The following is a 17,051-nucleotide window of genomic DNA, read 5'->3' as shown; positions in this document are numbered from 1 at the left end:
GCAATGGCCGCGGTCAGCTTTCTTGAAGAGCGGGTGCTGTTCAGCCCGGATGTCCCAGAAGCCGTCAACAAACTGTTGCAGTCGGCGGTGGCGGCCAGCCACGCCGACAAACCGCTGGCCGAGAAGTTTTTTCAGCAGGCCCAGGCCTTGGACGGCACCTGTTTGCAAACCTATTTCGCGTTGTACAAGTTTTATTTTTACCAGGGCCGATTGCAGGAAGCGGAGCGCGAAGCCCGGGCGGCCTTGGCGGAGGCGGCTCGGCAAGGCGGCTTCACGGCGGATTACCGACTGTTGAGCCAGGAAACCGGCAAGCGGGATATGTATGCTAGCGACGTTCACTTGTTCTATCTGTATAGTTTGAAAGCGCTGGCTTTTATCAATCTGCGCCGCCAACAGGATGAGGAGGCGCAACTGATCCTGTCCATTATTCGGGGCTTGGATCCGGAAGACCGCTCCGGTGCGTCGGTAATCATGGACTTGGCGAGCGCAATGTTGGAGGATGCCGCATGAGCGCGGAAAGTTTGTCTGAACACGTTGAAATGCGCCGCGAATTCGGCAAAACCGTGTGCCAACGCATCGCCGCGAATATTGCCAAGCTGGGTTTCCCGGTACAGACTCAGATCGCGTTGCCGGAATACGAAGCCGCGCAATTCAGTCTGGTCAGCGACCCGTTCACGCAAAGCGTGGATTTGGTGGGATATTGGTACGACGCCAATAAGCGCCGGATCGGTCAAATCAAATTTCACGGCGACGGCAGCTTTTATGCCGAGTACGATGTAGTGCAGCCTCACCCGACCAAGAAGCAATGGTTTGTAGAGGCGATCAATGCCTGGGGCAAGCAGGACAATATTAAAACCGAAGCGAAATTGCTAGACGTGCCGCAATAAGGGGGGGCGATGGGCAACCCTAAGTACCTGTACGAGTTGCTGCTGGATCATTGCGGTGGCGGCGCGGTGGTCGACGAGTTGATGATAGGTCTGGTTTGGACGCTATGTCGCGGCAGGGGCGATGCGACTACCGGTTTGGCGATGACGCCGGGGCACGCCACGCGGACGCTGAATTGGTCCGGCACCTTATGCGGCAAGCCGATCATCGATCTGGCCGCTTGGATTACCGAGTGGGAGCCGTATAAGGCGACCGTGGCGATGGCGGCGATCAACGCCAGCGTCAACGCCAGACCGCTACCGGATTCGCTGGCATTGGAAGGTCACGCCGAATACGCTAACCTGGCGGTGTTCGATTATTTTCTCCCGCGCCTGAAAGGCAAGAAAGTGGTCGTGATCGGCCGTTACCCTGGCATCGAACGGTATCAGGAGCAGATGCAGTTGACGGTACTGGAGCGCCAGCCAGCCGCCAGCGATTTGCCGGATTCCGCGTGCGAATTTCTGTTGCCGCAGGCCGATTGGGTGTTTTTGACCGCCAGTTCCATCCCGAACAAAACGTTTCCGCGACTGGCGGAGCTGGCTTGCCATGCCACGACGGTATTAATGGGGCCGACCGTGCCGTGGCTGCCGCAACTGCACGAATTTGGTATCGATTACCTGGCCGGCGCCGAGATCGTCGACCCGGAGGTGCTATACCATACCGCTGCTCAGGGCGGGGGGGTGCGGATTTTCAACAACGGTTTGCGCTATCGGGTGATGGAATTATTGCCGAATCATAGTCTGGCCTGGTTGAAACAGCAGATTGCCGATTGTTTTGACGAGAAAAACCGACTGACGGCGGCAATGGATAGCTGGTACGCTAGCGGCAACCGGTCCCGCTTTCCGGATTACCCGTTGCTGGATCGACTCAATAACCGCCTGTCGCGGCTGGATTCCAGCTATAAAACCTTGTGGGACAGCCAGGCCACCATCTAAGCCATGATCGAATCGCTCGCCGACCCGTTCGAAAACCACCGCCTGTTGCTGTTTTATAAAGGCGACATCAGCGCCTTGACATTATTCCTGCAGCAAGCCTCCGGAAGTGTGTTCTTTCCGGAACCGTTGCCGCCACTGTCCGAAGCGTTGGAGGAAGATGAAGACGCGCCGGCCGGCAAGGTGAGCGTGCATCCGGCGATGTTGCTGAGCACGGCCAATCAGACTCTGCAATTGGACAACGATTTGCTGCGGATCGAAGCCGGTTTCGCCGAGCAAGTCGATGCGCCCGGTGGCGTGATTACGGTGTATATGGCGCGTTTCACGCTGCTCGACCCGCCGCATCTATTGATGGAAAGTCGTAACTGCAAATTTCGCACCTTACCGGAATTGCGCGGTCGGCCGCCGGCGGAAATGGAGTTGCTGCGCCGCGCGTACGTAAAAATGATGGAGGGCTAATATGTTCGACTTTCAGGATTTCGGCTTCGACTCGGCTAGCGACGGTTCCGCGGACGCATCGCCGCCGTCGACCGGTCCTTATATTCCCGAAGCCAGCGAATGCATGCGCTGCGGTATGTGCGTCAGTACCTGTCCGACGTTTCGCTTATTCCAGGTGGACGAACAGACACCGCGCCGCCGGGTGCGTACCATCGCCAAAATATTGGCCGACGACGCCGGCGTTGGCGTCGAAGAACTCGCGCAACTCAACGATTGCGTTCAGTGCCGGACGTGCGAGACCGTTTGTCCCAGCCGAATGAGTTATGGGACATTGTTCGACCGGGCCCAAGCCAAATTGCGCGCGACGGCGAGGCCGTCTTGGTTGGCACGGCTGGGGTTGCGCTTGATCGAACGCAAGCACGCCCGGGCACTGTTGCTGCCATTCGTCACGCTGTATTTACGCTCCGGTTTGCAGAAACCGCTACGCGCCAGCGGACTGTTGGCGAAACTCGGTTTGGGAGCGGCCGAAGCCTTGGTTTGCGAGCCGTCCTTGGTCGGACTGGCCGGGATTTATCCGGTGGAGCGTCGCATCAAATATCGGGGCAGGGTAGCGCTGTTTACCGGTTGTTTGGCCGAACATTTCGATCGTCCGGTCCAGGTTGCGGGCATCAAGTTACTGAATAGGCTCGGTTATGAGGTCGTGGTGCCGGAAAAGCAGGGTTGTTGCGGCGCGATTCATCAGCACAACGGCTTGCCGGCGGAATCGATGATGGAAGCCAACATCGCCGCGTTTTACGCGCTGGAAGTTGAAGCGGTTATATACTCCGCCAGCGGCTGCGGGGCTATGTTGACCGAATATCAAGGCGGAGATTCCGAGACATCCGGTTGGTTTACCAAGCATTTGATCGACATCAACGAGTTTTTGTTGGCGCATTGGCCGGAAGATCTGCAACTGGCGGCTTCCAATCTGAACGTGGCGGTCCATGAACCCTGCAGTCAACGCAATGTATTGAAGAATAGTCAGAGTGTGTATGCCTTGTTGCGCAAGATTCCAGGCGTCAATCTGGAAGCGTTGGCCGACAATCAGTTATGCTGCGGTGCCGGCGGTACTTATATGCTCAGTCATCCCGAAAACGCCGAATCGTTGCGGGCCGCCAAGCGTCTGGCGATGGCCGGATCCGGAGCCGATGTCGTAGTCAGCGCCAACTTCGGCTGTGGTTTTTATCTGAACGCCGGGCAGCCCGCAGGCTCCAGAGTGCTTCATCCGCTGCAACTCCTCGCCGATCGCATCTAAACTCAAGGTGTCTTGTAGAGTTCTAACCTAACGGTCGTGAAAGGCTTTTCGTAAAATATGAGCGCGGGAGGGGCTTTAGCCGCGGTTGATGGCGTTCCGACGCAGGGATGTCCGTAACTCGCCCAACGCCTTTCAGAGTAATTTTGGGCTTGCGGTCGGTCGCCGATGCCGCTATGATCGCGTCAGGCTGGAAGTTTGCGAGGCGCGGTTGTCGGCGAATCATGTTGAATGGTAGCGCTGCCAGGCGATTTGGCCAGGATGGTGCGGTATTCGTCGATCGAGATACAAGCTGCTTCTTCAGAGTCTGTTTTAAAAATCGTTCCTGGGTGGAACGTTTGGCGCACGGACAGCCGCCGCGCGGGTTGGACTCTCTGTCCGGCCCGTTTTTTTGCCTGCCGTTTCGTGCCGGCGGTAAGAACAGGAGCCTGATTTGTCGCGTAACGAGCGTCGGCTAAGATGTATGTGGCGGCGCAGTCCTTTCGGGAAGATGCGCATTTTAGTTCCACGTTGATTCCAGTTACGATGCAGACAGTGATTATGATTTTGTTTTTAAAGGATATTCCTGCGAATACTCGACCCAACGAGTTACACGATTACGTGTTTTCGGCGTTTACGAACGGTGGAGATCAGGCGTCCGGTCGGGTTTTGAAAGCAGAGGTGATGGTGATTCGGGATAAGCAAACCAATGGTCTGGAGCACCACGGTCTGGTTTTCGTCGATTCGCGGGCCAGCGGCATGTTGGCGATTCAAAACCTGTCCGGCAAACCCTTCAGCAATACCTGTGTGTCGATCAGGCCGTATGTGCATAGGGATCTTAACAACGATAGGCGCTTGCTGGAAACGTCGGCCGGCTATCAGCAGCGCGGCATTGATCGGCGGCGGGGCGATCGGATCGAAATCCACATCGATTTATCCAATGTCTTCCATTACCAGGACGATATGTTGCCGGCGTGACTCGGTAGAATATGCAGTGAGATTAGTGAGGCGCCGCGTAAGGAGCATTCCGAAGCCAGAGGGGTAGGGGCAGCGGAACGCGGTACGGGCGCCTCGATCCAGATTAGCAACGTCCGATAAATTCAAGCTTAACGCATGGCACTAACCTAGGGGGCGTGCTCGCTATACTCCGACGATGCCGGCGGCTTGCAGGTCGGCGTGGTAGGACGAACGCACCAACGGCGCGCTGGCCACCTGTTTGAAACCCATTTCGGTAGCGATTTCTGCGTAGCGTTGAAATTGGTCCGGATGGATATAGGCCTGGACTGGCAAATGGTCCTTGCTGGGCTGCAAATACTGACCCAGCGTCAGCATGCTGCAACCGTGCGCCAACAAATCGTCCAGCACCGCCAAAATCTCCGCCTCGGTTTCGCCGATGCCCAACATCAGGCCGGATTTGGTCGGCACCTGCGGCAGATGTTCTCGATGCAGCTTTAGCAGTTCCAACGATCCCTGGTAATCGGCGCCGGGCCGGGCTTGCTGATACAGGCGCGGCACGGTTTCCAAATTGTGGTTGAACACATCGCAGGGTTGCGCGGCCAAGATCTGCAGGGCTTTACCGACCCGTCCGCGAAAATCGGGGACCAACACTTCCACAACGGTGGCGGGGGATCGCCGGCGCACCTCGGCAATACAGGCGGCAAAGTGGCCGGCGCCGCCGTCGCGCAAGTCGTCGCGGTTCACCGAGGTGATGACCACGTACTTCAACGCCATCGCGGCGATGGTATCGGCCAGATGCGCCGGTTCCTCGGCGTCCAACGCTTGCGGTTTGCCGTGGGCTACGTCGCAGAACGGGCAACGCCGGGTACACAGATCGCCCATGATCATGAAAGTAGCGGTGCCGTGGCTGAAGCATTCGCCCAGATTCGGGCAGGCCGCTTCCTCGCACACCGTGTGGAGACGGTTGGCGCGCAGGGTCTGCTTTATCCGGTTGACCTGATCGCCGGCCGGTAGCTTGACCCGGATCCAATCCGGTTTGCGCAATACTTCGCCGGTCGTTTCTAGCTTGATCGGAATCCGCGACAATTTATCGGCGTTGCGTTGGTGGGTTGCGGGCGTGGAGCGGGAAGGGGCGTTCAGCGTCATGATTCTATCGCCTGAAGTAATTGGTGAACCACCGGAACGGCCAGTTCGTCGGTGCTTATCTTAACCCCCAAATCGGCCAGTTGGGTAACCGGCAAATTCGGGTAGCCGCAGGGATTGATGTCTCGGAACGGTGCCAAGTCCATGTCGTTGTTCAGGCTCAAGCCGTGATAGCAGCAGCCGCGTTTGATGCGCAGGCCCAACGACGCGATTTTGCGGCCGTCAACGTAGACGCCGGGGGCATCGGCGCGGGCCGAGGCCGAAATACCGTATTGGCTTAGCGTGACGATGACGGCTTGTTCCAATAAACTGACCACCTGCCTTGGGCCTAGACTCAGCCTGCGCAGATCGGCCAACAGGTACACGATCAGTTGGCCGGGGCCGTGGTAGGTGATCTGGCCGCCGCGATCGCAGGCAATGACTGGAATCGCCGTCTCGCGCAGTAGGTGTTCGCGCTTGCCGTTCAGGCCCAATGTGTAGACCGGCGGATGCTCGACGATCCAGATCTGGTCCGGACTGGCGCTGTCGCGCTCGGCGGTGTAGTTTTGCATGTCCCGCCAGACTGATGCGTAGTCGCGCCGGCCCAAGTGTTGCAGGCTTGCATTCACCGGCTTACAGCGCCATCAACACGTCGGGACAGGCGGTCAAATCCAGGTAAATCGCGTCCAGTTGGCCGCGGCTGGTGGCCTCGATGACGACGGTGACCGCCGTGTAATTGCCGCCCTTGCTCGGCCGGCTAGTGACCGCGCCTTCGCGAATGTCTTCGACGTGGCGGCGGACGATCTCGACGACGATTGCGTCGAAGTCGTCCCGGCTCTTACCCATCGCCTTAATCGCAAATTGGCAGGGAAATTCCAGCAGGGAATCGGCTTCGCTCATGACAGCGACTTTTTATAGGTTTGCAGTAAATCGTCCAGCCGTTGCCAAACCGGCCCTGGCTTGCCGGTGCCGATCGGTTTGCCGTCCAATTCAACGACGGCGAGGATTTCCCGGGTGGAACTGGCGACCCAGACCTCCTCGGCGGTTTGCAGGCCTTCCAGCGCGATGATGTCTTCGCGGCAGGGGATGCCGTCGGCGCTCGCCAATTCCAGAATCACATCGCGGGTGATGCCCGGCAGGATTTCGTTGGATTTGGGCGGCGTGATCAATTCGCCGTCGATGACCGCGAACAGATTGCTGGCGGCGCCTTCGATAACGTATCCGTTCTTGACCAGAATCGCTTCGGCGCAATCCCGATCCAGGGCTTGTTGGCGCAACAGAATGTTGGCCAGCAGCGTGATTGCCTTGATGTTGCAAAGCTGCCAGCGGGTATCGTCCAGCGTGATCGCTTTGATGCCGGCCGACTTGCCCGGAAACGGCTTGATCTCCGAGCACATCGCGAAAACCGTCGGCACCACGGTTTCCGGGAAACCGTGATCGCGGGTCGGCACATAGCCGCGAGTGATTTGCAGGTAGATGTATTGGTCCTTGCCGGCCGTCAGTAGCGGCTGGAAGATGGCTTGCCAGTCGGCGACGCCGTGCGGCACCTTCAAGCGGATGCCGGCCAGACTGTTATTCAGCCGAACGATGTGGTCTTCCAAGCGGAACAATTTGCCGCCGTAGGCCGGTATCACTTCGTAAACGCCGTCGCCGAACAAAAAGCCGCGATCCAATACCGACACCTTGGCTTCGGCCAACGGCAGATAGTCGCCGTTCAAATACACGAGTTGGGTCATTCTTTCTCCAATAAACCGATCGCGGCGTCGTACAAACGCCGGAACAGGCCGCCCTCGGCTATCGCTTCCAGCGCCACCAGCGGTTTGCTGACGACGGTTTCGCCGGCCAACGACACTACCAGGCTACCGACCGTGTCGCCCTTATTCAGCGGCGCGACGATGGCTTTGTCGGTCTGGCTTTCGGCTTTCAATTCGCTGAAATGCTTGCGCGGCGCGGTGACGTAGAGGTCTTCGGCCAAGCCGACCGGCAATTTCGAGGTGACACCCTTGCGCACCCGCGCCTCGCTCAAGGCCTTGTTACCTTCGTACAAACGATGGGTTTCGAAGAAGCGGAAACCGTAGTTCAACAAGGACTGGCTCTCGTTGGAGCGGGCGTTCGGGCTGGCGGTACCCATTACCACCGAGATCAGCCGCATGTCCTCGCGTTTGGCCGAAGCGACCATGCAGTAACCGGCGTCGTCGGTAAAACCGGTTTTCAGGCCGTCGACCGACGGATCGCGCCAAAGTAGCAGGTTGCGGTTTTGTTGGGTAATACCGTTGAAAGTAAACTCTTTTTGCGAATCCCAGCGGTAATATTCCGGAAATTCCTTGATCACCGCTTGCGCCAGCAGCGCCAGATCGCGCGCCGAACTGTAGTGGTTGGGACTGGGCAGGCCGGTGGCGTTTTCGAAATGGCTGTTGGCCATGCCCAGGCGGCTGGCTTGCTCGTTCATCATCGTCGCGAAAGTTTGCTCGCTACCGGCCACGTGTTCGGCCAGCGCCACGCTGGCGTCGTTGCCCGATTGAATCACGACACCTTGCAGCAAGTCCTCGACCGCCACCTGCTTGTTGACTTCGACGAACATTTTCGAGCCGCCGGTTTCCCAGGCGTTCTGGCTGATCGTGACTTTTTCGTCCAGCGTCAAATGGCCCGCCTTAAGCTCGCGGAATACCACGTACACCGTCATGATCTTGGTCAAACTGGCCGGCGCGACGCGTTTGTCGGGGTCTTTTTCGGCCAACACCCGGCTGCTGTTGAAGTCCATCAGGAAATAGCTGCTGGCGGCGACGCTCGGCGCGGCGGGCGTAAAAATCGGACTGGCGGCTTGCAGCGATGCGACGGTCAGCATTAACGACAGCCCAAACAACAGGCTGCAGGCCGTACGGAAGGATGGTCTCATGATTTCTCGGTAAAAAGTCGTTCGGGAAAGCGCCATTGTATCACCGAGACGCTCGGCTACGAAAAACCGCAAGCCCGTTCGGCGCCGGAACCCTGGGCTAATCCGGCGGCGCCAAGCACTTGAATCGGCATGTGCAATCTTGCTTTGCCATGCAAGCGGTTTGCTCGATCGGCCGTTCCAGCAAGGTTGCGATTAATGCCCGGTCGAACTCGCACAATTCCGGGTGGCGCTGAGCCATGTCGTGGTAGACGCAGTTGATGGCTCTAATTTGGCCGGTGTCGTCTTCGAGATTGGCGTGATAACCCAGCGACTGCATCAATTCGACTAGCGCGGCGGTGCGTTCGGCGAGACTCTTACCGGCAAAGCGAGGGGCCAAGGTCTCGGCCAGATTTTCGCCGGTTCGCCACATCAAGCGGCGTAAACCGGCTTCGCCCAATTCGTTGCGCAGTTGGTCCAGCAGCAAGGTACTGAACCAGGCGTATTGCTTGGGTAGCCGATTTCGGCCGGCCTCGGTCAAACCGTAACTGCGCGACGGCCGGCCGCCGGTGCTGTTCCAGGCGGCCTCGCGGATCAGTTGGTCTTTTTCGAGTCCGGCCAGATGCTGTTTGACCGCGTTGCGCGAAATCCCCAACGCGGCCGCCAGTTCGTCGATGCACAGGCCCGAAGGCGCATCTAATAACAGAGTCAGAATTTGTTCCTGGCGGGAGCCGATTAAAACGTTCATCGAATTTTGCGGGCTGAGAAACGGGCCACTATTGTAGCGCGTTAGCTCGTGAATGGCCGGATTCTCGTGGGCGCGTGGCGGAGCTTACGATTGAATTAACCGAATGTTTTGATGGCGACCGCCAAAGTTAGCTCGAGCAGCCTAAAATACTTAAAGCATAAAAATATTGTAAAAGTATTTTTACCGGTTTATGCTGTGTCCGGGTTGAGCGACCCGACTTTATCAACGCAATCCACGGGAGATGCCATGAGCGCAGCGATTTCTTTGTACGAACAATTGGGCGGCGAAGCGGCCGTCAATGCCGCCGTCGATATTTTTTACCGCAAGGTGTTGAGCGATCACCGAATCAACCGCTTCTTCGACAACACCGACATCGACAAGCAGGCCGCCAAGCAGAAGGCCTTTTTGACGATGGCTTTCGGCGGTCCCAACCATTACAACGGTGCCGACATGAGGCGGGCGCACGCCCATCTGGTCGAAAAACTGGGCCTGGACGATACCCACTTCGACGCGGTGATGGAACACTTGGGCTCAACCTTGCGGGAATTGAGCGTGCCGGCCGACTTGATTGCACGAGCCGCGGCGATTGCCGAAAGTACCCGCAGCGACGTGTTGAACCGTTGAGCGCGGCGATGGCGGAAATCAAGATTAGCTTCAACGGCCGCCAGGCACTGTGCGGTGCCGGCGAAACGGTGCTGGATGCGTTTCTGCGCGACGGCATCGAGATCGATAACGGTTGTCGGCAAGGCGTATGCCATGCCTGCCTGGTGCGCAGTCTAGACGGCCCGCCGCCCGCCGCCGCGCAAGTCGGGTTGAAGCCGGCGCTGCAACGTGAAGATTATTTGCTGGCCTGTTTGTGCCGGCCCGAGCGCGATATGCGTTTGGGATTGGGTGGCGCGGCGGCGGGCTACACTGCGGCGGAGGTCGTCGAAAAGCGCAATCTGAATGCGCAGACGCTGTGGCTGGTTTTGGAATGCGAGCATCCGCTGGCATATTACGCCGGCCAATTCGTCAATTTGCGCCGCGCCGACGGATTGATCCGCAGTTATTCGATCGCCAATAGCCGAAATTCGACCCGCCTGACTTTTCATATCCGCCGCTTGGCCGGCGGCCGCTTTAGCGAATGGGCGCATCGCGAGCTGGCGGTCGGCGACCGGATCGACGTTTCCGATCCGCAAGGCTTTTGTTACTACCTGGCGGACTTGCCGGCGGCCAATCTGTTGCTGATCGGTACCGGCAGCGGTTTGGCGCCGCTGGCCGGGATTGTCGAGGAAGCCTTGCATAACGGCCATCGCGGGCAAATTCGGCTGTATCACGGTAGCCGAGACGTCGAGGGCCTGTACTGGCTGGATGAAATGCGCGACTTGGCGCGAGCCCACGCCAATTTCCATTACACGCCGTGCGTGTCGCGCGGCGATGTGCCGTCAGGCATCGCTGCCGGCCGGGCTAACGACGTGGCAATGGCGGAATTGCCGGGTTTGCGCGATTGGCGGGTGTATTTGTGTGGCCATCCTGACATGGTGGATCGCGCCAAGCGTCAGGCCTATTTGAGCGGCGCGGCGCTGGCCGACATTCACAGCGACGCGTTTCACGTCGCATCGCCGACCTTGGATTAAGCCGGCTCGGCGCGGTCGCGGCCGTCCCCGTGCCGCTCGCGGAGCGCCGCGGCCCGGAGTAGGTCCACCACTTGCCGCAGTATGTCGTGGTCGGCGGCGCGGGCGGACACCATATAAGCCGGTAGAGTGAAACTGGGGCTGTTCGCCAGTGGAAACAAGCGGCCGGCCGCGACCAGCGGCGCGGCGATCCGCTCCGGCAGAAAGCAGGAGCCGCCGTTACGCGACACCAGTTGCGCGGCCAGCCAGCCGATGTTAACGCGCTGGGCCGGTCCTTCCAGATCGGGGAAACAGTTGGCGTGTTTGGTATAAAACGCCGGACCCCAATCGACGTAGACGTAGTCCGGGTCGGGCCAGCGCCGATCCGGTTCGCTGGCCAGTAAGATCAAGGTCTCGTCGAACAAATGCTCGATCAGCAGGCCGGCGCCGTGTTGCGGCGTGTACATCATGCCGATATCGATGCGGCCCTGGATCAGGCCGCGCATCAAGTCGTCCTCGAAACCGATTTCGCCGCGGATCGCGATGTCCGGAATCGTCCGGCGTATCTCGCCTATCCAATCCGGCAGCACCGCTTGCCACAGCCCGACGCGGGCGCCGATCGCGATGCTGGCTCGAAACCGGCTGGGTAGGCCGATGTCGTGGCGGGCTTGTTCGAAGGTCAGTAACAGGCTTTGCGCATGTGGCAGAAATCGCTGGCCTTGGCTAGTCAGCGCGGCGCCGGCGCGGTTGCGCACGAACAACGCGGCGCCCAACTCGGCTTCCAAACGCTGAATGCGGATGCTGACCGTCGATTGGGTGACGTACAAATGCCCGGCCGCTGCCTGAAAACTACCGTGGGCGGCCACGCTTAAGAAAGTCTTGATTTGGTCGAGATCCATGTCTTTGTATTGATTTTTTCGATATTAAAGTCCAATTAAATTCGCTTGTCTAATGTTATGCGGCTTTTTATAGTGGGTCACCGTCGAATAGAAAGCGATTCGCTGTTATTTGGCTGAGTGTTTTTTGCGTCCCGCGATTCCCAATATTCTGGGGGAAGTCGATATGTCCGATTTAGAAGCTATGGCCCCACGCGGGAACGCGCCTGGGCGACGTTGTAAAACAGGGAGTCAAACCGTGATTATCCGGGCCGCATCGGCGCTTGCCGGATTGTGGCTGGCCGCCGGCTGCGCGGCGACCAGCCCGAAGCAGGCGGCGGATTCGGGCGTGGCGCCGGTTTCGGTGTTGGTCGTGCCGTTGCAAGCGCCGCCTCTGGAGGTCTGGCCAGACCTGATCGAACAACGTCAACCGGCTTACCGCCAGATTCGTCATCAAGCCTTGGACTTCCCGGTTCACCGGGCGGCGTTTCGCTTGCCCGGCGGGATTTTAACCAGCGGTGCGCTCACCGGCGACGATGCGATCGCGTCGTCCGGCCCGGATTGGTCGCCGCTGCCGGCCCTGGCCGAGCGGGCCGCGCTGACCTTGCGCGCGCAAGGTGTCTACGCCAACGTTGCGGGTGCAATCGCCGCCTTGCCGTTGGCTCCGGAAACCGCCGATCCGGCGCGCTGGCGCGCGACGGTCCAGGCATGGTACGCCGCGCCGGCCGCCGTCTACCCTGTCGGCGTCGCCGACAAAGTGCTGGAATTGGGCATGTTTGGCTGGCGAACCTTCGACGATCAATTGTCGCTACGTTTGTTATGGAAATGGATCGATCCGGCCAGCGGCCGGGTGACCGGGCGCGGTAGCTCGGAATGTACCTTGGTCGATCCGCAAGCGCGCGCCTCGTTAACCGTGGACGGTGCCGCCTTCAAGAGCGCGACGCTAAAACTGGGTGGCGCGTTACTCGACGACGGGTTGCCGGCCGGTTCCGCCGGGCCGCGATGAGCGGGCGCATGTTAAGACGCCTGCGGGGATGGCGCTTCGGTTTATTCAACGCCTGTTTGGGGTTGGCGCATGCGCTGGTGATTTTCAATGCCGGGGCCTACATCGCCATGTTGCCGCGCGTCGCCGGCGGTCTGGGTATCGCGCCCAGCGAGGCGACCTGGACCCAGACCGATTACATGATGGCACTGGCGCTGGCTTATCCGTTGGGCGCTTGGCTGGTCAGACGCGTCGGCGACTACCGGGTGCTGGTGACGGCCTTGGTCGGTTTTGCCGTTGCATCCTGGTTGTGCGCCGCGGCGGACGGCTACGCGCGCTATCTGGCAGCGCGAATTTTACTCGGCGTTTGTGGCGGCATTTCGCTGCCGGCCGGGCAGACTTTGCTGTTGAACGAATATCCAGCGCGCGGAAAGTCGGTCGGTGTCGGCGTCTGGAGTGTATTTACGCTGACGCCGTTCAGCCTGGGGCCGCCGATCGGCGGCTGGATCGCCGACGAATGGGGGTGGCGCTGCCTGTTTTGGGCGAATGTGCCGATCGCGTTGAGCATTGCCGGCCTGGTCGCGGCCTTGCTATACCAGCGCAAGGTAGCCGTTGCCCGGTTGCGCTTCGATGGGCTGGGGTTGGCGAGTTGCGTTACGGCCTGGTTCGGTTTACAGACTTTATTGAATCGCGGCAACGACGTCGATTGGTGGCGGGCCGATTCGCAAATCGTCTTAGGGCTGGCGACGTTGTTGGCATTCGCGGTCTGGATAGGACGGGCGCGCTCAACTCGCCGACCTTATCTGGATTTACGGCTATTGACCCGTCGCAATTTCGCGATTGGATTGACGGTATTGTGCGCCGGGTTTTTGGGGTTCCAGGGATTGTTGTCGCTGCTGATTGTGCAATTGCAGCTGAATTTGGGCTACTCGTCGTGGTTGGCCGGCCTGGTTTTCTTGCCGATGGCGGTTTTCGCCAAACCGGTCGCGGCGGTGATGCATGAAATCGTCAAGCGCGTGGACGCCCGTTGGCTCGCGAGCTTGAGCCTGGCCGGATTTTCGGTGTGCTATTTTTGGTTGAGCCGCTTCGACGATAGCGCGGCCTTCGCGACGCTGTTGGGGCCGAAATTGCTGGAAGGCGCCTGCTTGGGCGGATTCTTCGTGCCGTTAACCGCGCTGATGCTGCACGATTTACCGGCGCGGCGTCACGCCGCCGCGCTGGAATTGGCCGGCGCGTTGCGCATCGCGGCCGGCGCGATCGGTATTACCTTGCAAGGTTGCGTACTTTATCGGCGCGCGCCGCTACATGCCGTTCATTACGCTGAGTGGATGGGAGCCGATAGCGTGGCCGCCGAACGGGCCGCGTCGTGGTGGCGGGCGGCCGGCTATACCGACGATCGGGGCTTGGCCAGGCTAGCGAAAGCGGCCGCGCGGCAAGCGGCGATCCAGGGTATCGACGATGCGTTTTGGCTTGCCGGTTGCGGCTTTGCGATCTTGGCGGCGCTGGTCTGGCTGGCGCGGCCGACGCGGGTGCGCTCGGCGCTGGCCGATTGGCGCGACGGTCGCGAGGAAGCGGTCATGGAGGAAAACGCGTGAAACTCGCCGGCTGGGTTTGGATCGTTGCGCTAGCGGGGTTGGGCGGATGCGCCCGGTTTGGCGAATCCCGGCCGGCCGCCGAGCAAATTTCGCTCCCGCCGATGACGCAAACCTTGCGAGATGCGCAAACCGGCGCTTGGCCGGTATCGGACTGGTGGCGCCAATTCGGCAGTCCGGAACTGGATCGGCTGATCGAAACGGCGTTGGCGGACAATCCCGACCTGGGTGTTGCCGCCGCTCGTTTGCGGCAGGCGCGGGCGCTGGTCGACGGTCAGGCCGCGGCACTCTATCCGACCGTGAGCGCCAATGTCGCTTTCAGTGCTCAGCGGTTTTCGGCCAACAGCGTTCAGGCGAAACTGGCCGGCGAGCAGTTTCGGCAATTATTAATCGATCCCGTGGTGTTACGGTATCACCTGGATCTTTGGGGTAGGGATCGCGCCGAATTGCAGCAGGCCGTGGACGGCGCGTTAGCTAGCGCCGCTGAATTGACGGACGCCCGGTTAATGTTGGCGGGTAGCGTGGCCCGAGCCTATTTCGACTTGGTCGCGGCCGAGCAACAACGTTTGGTCGGCGAACGCTTGCTGGACAGTCGCCGGCGGTTGCTGGCCCTGGCGGCCCGTCGGCGCGACAGCGGTTTGAGCGGCGATGCGCCCTGGCTGAACACGCAAATAGACCTCGGCGAATCCGAGGCAAGCTTGGCGGCGACCGGCGCTTCGGTCGAACTCGGGCGGCATTTGCTGGCGGCGTTGGCCGGGCGCGGCCCGGATTGGGGGGAGGATATCCGCGTCGAGCACGCGACGCCGGCTTGGCCGGGTTTGCCGGCCGATTTGCCGTTGCATTTGTTGGCGCGCCGACCCGATGTCAGCGCGGCGCGGTTACGTGCCGAGGCGGCTGCGGAAGCCGTGCATGTCGCCCAAACCGAGTTTTATCCGGACGTGAATTTGATCGGCTTGGCGGGCTTGCATAGCGTTAGCCTAACCGACGTGGTATTCCACGGTACGAGTCTGGCGTACGCGGTTGGGCCGTCGTTGACATTCCCGCTGTTCGAAGGTGGTCGGCTGCGCGCTAATTTGGCCGATAGCGAGGCTGGTTACGACGCGGCGGTCGAGTTTTACAATGCGACATTGTCGACGGCGGCGCGCGAGGTCGTCGATGCCGTGAGTCGTGGCCGTGAGGCGCACGCCACCGCTGAAGCGCTAGCCCAAAACCTAGCGGATGCGGAACGGACCAAGCGAGTGGCCGACATTTTGCGGCAAACGGGCTTAAGCGATGCCTCCGGCCCGCTTCAGGCCGCCGTTGTCGTCGATAGGCTGCACTGGCGAATTGCCACGGCGCAAGCGGCGCGGGCTAAGGCGGTTGTCGCGTTGTGCGAAGCCTTGGGCGGCGGTTTTCAGGAAGACCAAGTCCTGTCGGTTGGCCGATGAGCGAAATCCCCAGACTCGGTCCCCGAGCGGCCCTGCGTCGGCGCAATCGGCGCTTGCGGTGGACCTTGATCGCTTGCGTAACGGTTGCATCGGCTTATGCCGCGCGCGGCTGGTGGCTGGATAGACACTGGGTGAGTACCGACGATGCTTTTGTCGCCGGTCATGTGGTTGGGGTCGAGGCGCAAACGGCGGGCACGGTGGTGGAGATATTGGCCGAGGACACGCAAGCGGTGGCGGCCGGTCAGTTGTTGGTCAGGCTGGATGGCCGGCATGCCGAAATCGGCTTGCGTCAAGCCGAGGCTGAGTTGGCGGATGCGATTCGGCGGATCGCGGCATTGGCGGCGAAGCGGGACACCTTGCGCCAACGCTTGGCGGTGCGCGGCGCGGCATTGGCGGCGGTCCGTCACGACCTCAACCGTATGCGTTTGGCGATTGACGAGGGCGCGGTATCCGAACAGCAAGTGCAAAATGCCGAAGATAAAATCCGCGAGCTGGAAGCGGCGGAGTTCGAAGTCGGCGCGGAACAAACCGAATTGGCGGCGCAACTCGGAACCACCGACATTGCCGAGCATCCTGCCGTCGAATTAGCCAAGCAACGCTTGCGTCGTGCTTATTTGGAGTACCGGCGTCGGGAAGTCCGCGCGCCCGTCGCAGGTGTCGTCGCCAAACGTAAGGCGAGGGTTGGCGATAGCGTTCAACCGGGCATCGCGTTATTGACCATCGTGGCCGTGGATCGTTTGTGGGTCGAGGCCAATGTGCCGGAAAACCGCATAGCCGGCATTCGTCCGGGTCTGCAGGCCGAAATCCGGGTCGATGCCTATCCGGACCGGCTTTATCACGGTCGCGTGGAGGGTTTGCTGCCGGGTACCGGCAGCGTGTTTGCGTTATTGCCGGCCGATAACGCGACCGGCAATTTCATTCATGTCGCCGAGCGGGTGCCGGTCCGGGTGGTCCTGGACAGCGTGGAACTGGCCGAGCGGCCGCTACAGCCGGGATTGTCGACGCTGACTCGAATCGAATTGGTTGCCGATGATCGTCAAACTCCCGGACAATCGCTGGTCGATACGACTGCCGTCGAGTATAGAACCATGGTTTACGACGACGAGTTAGCCGGGGTGGAAGATGCGATCGCGTCGATTGTCGCGGCTAACCGGTGGTAGCAAATGGGGTGTATTGGTTTGGCAAGGCATCGGCGAGATTACAAAAAGGCATTGAGCTGTTCTCTATGGGTAGCTCCATGCGTGGTCGGGTGTCGTTGCTCGAATAGCAGCTTCGCCCGACTTTGTTGGCTTTGGCACAATCTGGCGTTCGCGAAAGACT

At 60.1% G+C, this 17,051-nt stretch carries 19 protein-coding genes; 12 read left to right on the top strand and 7 right to left on the bottom strand.

From position 1 onward, the window contains the following. Nucleotides 1-3 precede the first annotated feature (3 nt). The 6 genes from BJL95_RS20145 to BJL95_RS20120 all read left to right on the top strand — a co-directional run bounded on the left by BJL95_RS20145 (nt 4) and on the right by BJL95_RS20120 (nt 4,542). Complete coding sequence (locus BJL95_RS20145; RefSeq protein WP_064029640.1) at nt 4-510, top strand: hypothetical protein; 507 nt, start codon at nt 4-6, stop codon at nt 508-510. Then, nucleotides 507-887 (top strand): hypothetical protein, encoded by a 381-nt coding sequence (locus BJL95_RS20140; RefSeq protein ID WP_064029638.1) that lies wholly within the window; start codon nt 507-509, stop codon nt 885-887. Before BJL95_RS20145 ends, BJL95_RS20140 begins: the two co-directional genes overlap by 4 nt. Before the next feature lie 9 nt (nt 888-896). Continuing rightward, the gene (locus BJL95_RS20135; RefSeq protein WP_071160494.1) at nt 897-1,859 is read left to right on the top strand and encodes a DUF364 domain-containing protein; all 963 of its coding nucleotides are present in this window, start codon (nt 897-899) and stop codon (nt 1,857-1,859) included. A 3-nt stretch (nt 1,860-1,862) separates the two neighbouring features. Next, a complete protein-coding gene (locus tag BJL95_RS20130) occupies nt 1,863-2,315 on the top strand; it encodes a hypothetical protein (RefSeq protein WP_071160493.1) in 453 nt (150 codons plus the stop codon). Between the two features lies 1 nt (nt 2,316). Further along, nucleotides 2,317-3,588 carry a (Fe-S)-binding protein gene (locus BJL95_RS20125; RefSeq protein ID WP_071160492.1) on the top strand — a complete coding sequence of 424 codons (1,272 nt, stop codon included), beginning with the start codon at nt 2,317-2,319 and terminating at the stop codon, nt 3,586-3,588. Between the two features lie 522 nt (nt 3,589-4,110). Beyond that, the gene (locus BJL95_RS20120; RefSeq protein WP_139306352.1) at nt 4,111-4,542 is read left to right on the top strand and encodes an RNA-binding protein; all 432 of its coding nucleotides are present in this window, start codon (nt 4,111-4,113) and stop codon (nt 4,540-4,542) included. A 162-nt stretch (nt 4,543-4,704) separates the two neighbouring features. Here the strand turns inward: BJL95_RS20120 and lipA are convergent, their stop codons facing one another. The 6 genes from lipA to BJL95_RS20090 all read right to left on the bottom strand — a co-directional run bounded on the left by lipA (nt 4,705) and on the right by BJL95_RS20090 (nt 9,263). Then, the gene (lipA, locus tag BJL95_RS20115; RefSeq protein WP_071160489.1) at nt 4,705-5,667 is read right to left on the bottom strand and encodes a lipoyl synthase; all 963 of its coding nucleotides are present in this window, start codon (nt 5,665-5,667) and stop codon (nt 4,705-4,707) included. Further along, nucleotides 5,664-6,272 (bottom strand): lipoyl(octanoyl) transferase LipB, encoded by a 609-nt coding sequence (gene lipB, locus BJL95_RS20110; protein ID WP_083386176.1) that lies wholly within the window; start codon nt 6,270-6,272, stop codon nt 5,664-5,666. The genes lipA and lipB overlap by 4 nt, the downstream gene beginning before the upstream one ends. 4 nt (nt 6,273-6,276) lie before the next feature. After that, the gene (locus BJL95_RS20105; RefSeq protein ID WP_064029626.1) at nt 6,277-6,543 is read right to left on the bottom strand and encodes a YbeD family protein; all 267 of its coding nucleotides are present in this window, start codon (nt 6,541-6,543) and stop codon (nt 6,277-6,279) included. Further along, the gene (locus BJL95_RS20100) at nt 6,540-7,379 is read right to left on the bottom strand and encodes a D-amino acid aminotransferase (protein WP_071160486.1); all 840 of its coding nucleotides are present in this window, start codon (nt 7,377-7,379) and stop codon (nt 6,540-6,542) included. Before BJL95_RS20100 ends, BJL95_RS20105 begins: the two co-directional genes overlap by 4 nt. Continuing rightward, nucleotides 7,376-8,539 carry a D-alanyl-D-alanine carboxypeptidase family protein gene (locus BJL95_RS20095; RefSeq protein WP_064029622.1) on the bottom strand — a complete coding sequence of 388 codons (1,164 nt, stop codon included), beginning with the start codon at nt 8,537-8,539 and terminating at the stop codon, nt 7,376-7,378. The genes BJL95_RS20100 and BJL95_RS20095 overlap by 4 nt, the downstream gene beginning before the upstream one ends. 97 nt (nt 8,540-8,636) lie before the next feature. Then, complete coding sequence (locus BJL95_RS20090; protein WP_071160485.1) at nt 8,637-9,263, bottom strand: metalloregulator ArsR/SmtB family transcription factor; 627 nt, start codon at nt 9,261-9,263, stop codon at nt 8,637-8,639. 246 nt (nt 9,264-9,509) lie between these two features. Here BJL95_RS20090 and BJL95_RS20085 point away from each other — a divergent pair, with 246 nt between their 5' ends. Together BJL95_RS20085 and BJL95_RS20080 are read left to right on the top strand one after the other, a co-directional pair. Next, entirely contained in the window at nt 9,510-9,887 is a 378-nt protein-coding gene (locus BJL95_RS20085; protein ID WP_071160484.1) for a group 1 truncated hemoglobin, read from the top strand. An 8-nt stretch (nt 9,888-9,895) separates the two neighbouring features. Next, nucleotides 9,896-10,879, top strand: a complete 984-nt coding sequence (locus tag BJL95_RS20080; RefSeq protein ID WP_071160570.1) for a 2Fe-2S iron-sulfur cluster-binding protein — start codon at nt 9,896-9,898, stop codon at nt 10,877-10,879. Here BJL95_RS20080 and BJL95_RS20075 read toward each other — a convergent pair. Then, nucleotides 10,876-11,754, bottom strand: a complete 879-nt coding sequence (locus BJL95_RS20075) for a LysR family transcriptional regulator (RefSeq protein WP_071160481.1) — start codon at nt 11,752-11,754, stop codon at nt 10,876-10,878. The two genes, BJL95_RS20080 and BJL95_RS20075, sit on opposite strands and share 4 nt — an antisense overlap. Nucleotides 11,755-11,989: 235 nt before the next feature. Between BJL95_RS20075 and BJL95_RS20070 the strand changes: the two genes are divergently transcribed. The 4 genes from BJL95_RS20070 to BJL95_RS20055 are packed head-to-tail and all read left to right on the top strand — an operon-like array spanning nt 11,990 to nt 16,891. Next, entirely contained in the window at nt 11,990-12,736 is a 747-nt protein-coding gene (locus tag BJL95_RS20070) for a hypothetical protein (RefSeq protein WP_139306351.1), read from the top strand. Between the two features lie 8 nt (nt 12,737-12,744). Next, complete coding sequence (locus tag BJL95_RS20065; RefSeq protein ID WP_254786856.1) at nt 12,745-14,307, top strand: DHA2 family efflux MFS transporter permease subunit; 1,563 nt, start codon at nt 12,745-12,747, stop codon at nt 14,305-14,307. Further along, the gene (locus tag BJL95_RS20060) at nt 14,304-15,731 is read left to right on the top strand and encodes an efflux transporter outer membrane subunit (RefSeq protein WP_071160477.1); all 1,428 of its coding nucleotides are present in this window, start codon (nt 14,304-14,306) and stop codon (nt 15,729-15,731) included. The genes BJL95_RS20065 and BJL95_RS20060 overlap by 4 nt, the downstream gene beginning before the upstream one ends. Beyond that, on the top strand, nt 15,728-16,891 hold the full coding sequence (locus tag BJL95_RS20055; protein WP_071160476.1) for an HlyD family secretion protein: 1,164 nt from the start codon (nt 15,728-15,730) through the stop codon (nt 16,889-16,891). Before BJL95_RS20060 ends, BJL95_RS20055 begins: the two co-directional genes overlap by 4 nt. Nucleotides 16,892-17,051: the final 160 nt, after the last annotated feature.

The sequence above is a fragment of the Methylomonas sp. LWB genome, from assembly GCF_001856095.1.
Taxonomy (GTDB): Bacteria; Pseudomonadota; Gammaproteobacteria; order Methylococcales; family Methylomonadaceae; genus Methylomonas; species Methylomonas koyamae_A.
The sequence above is the reverse complement of the archived record's forward strand: the minus strand, read 5'-3'. Positions and strand labels throughout refer to the sequence as shown.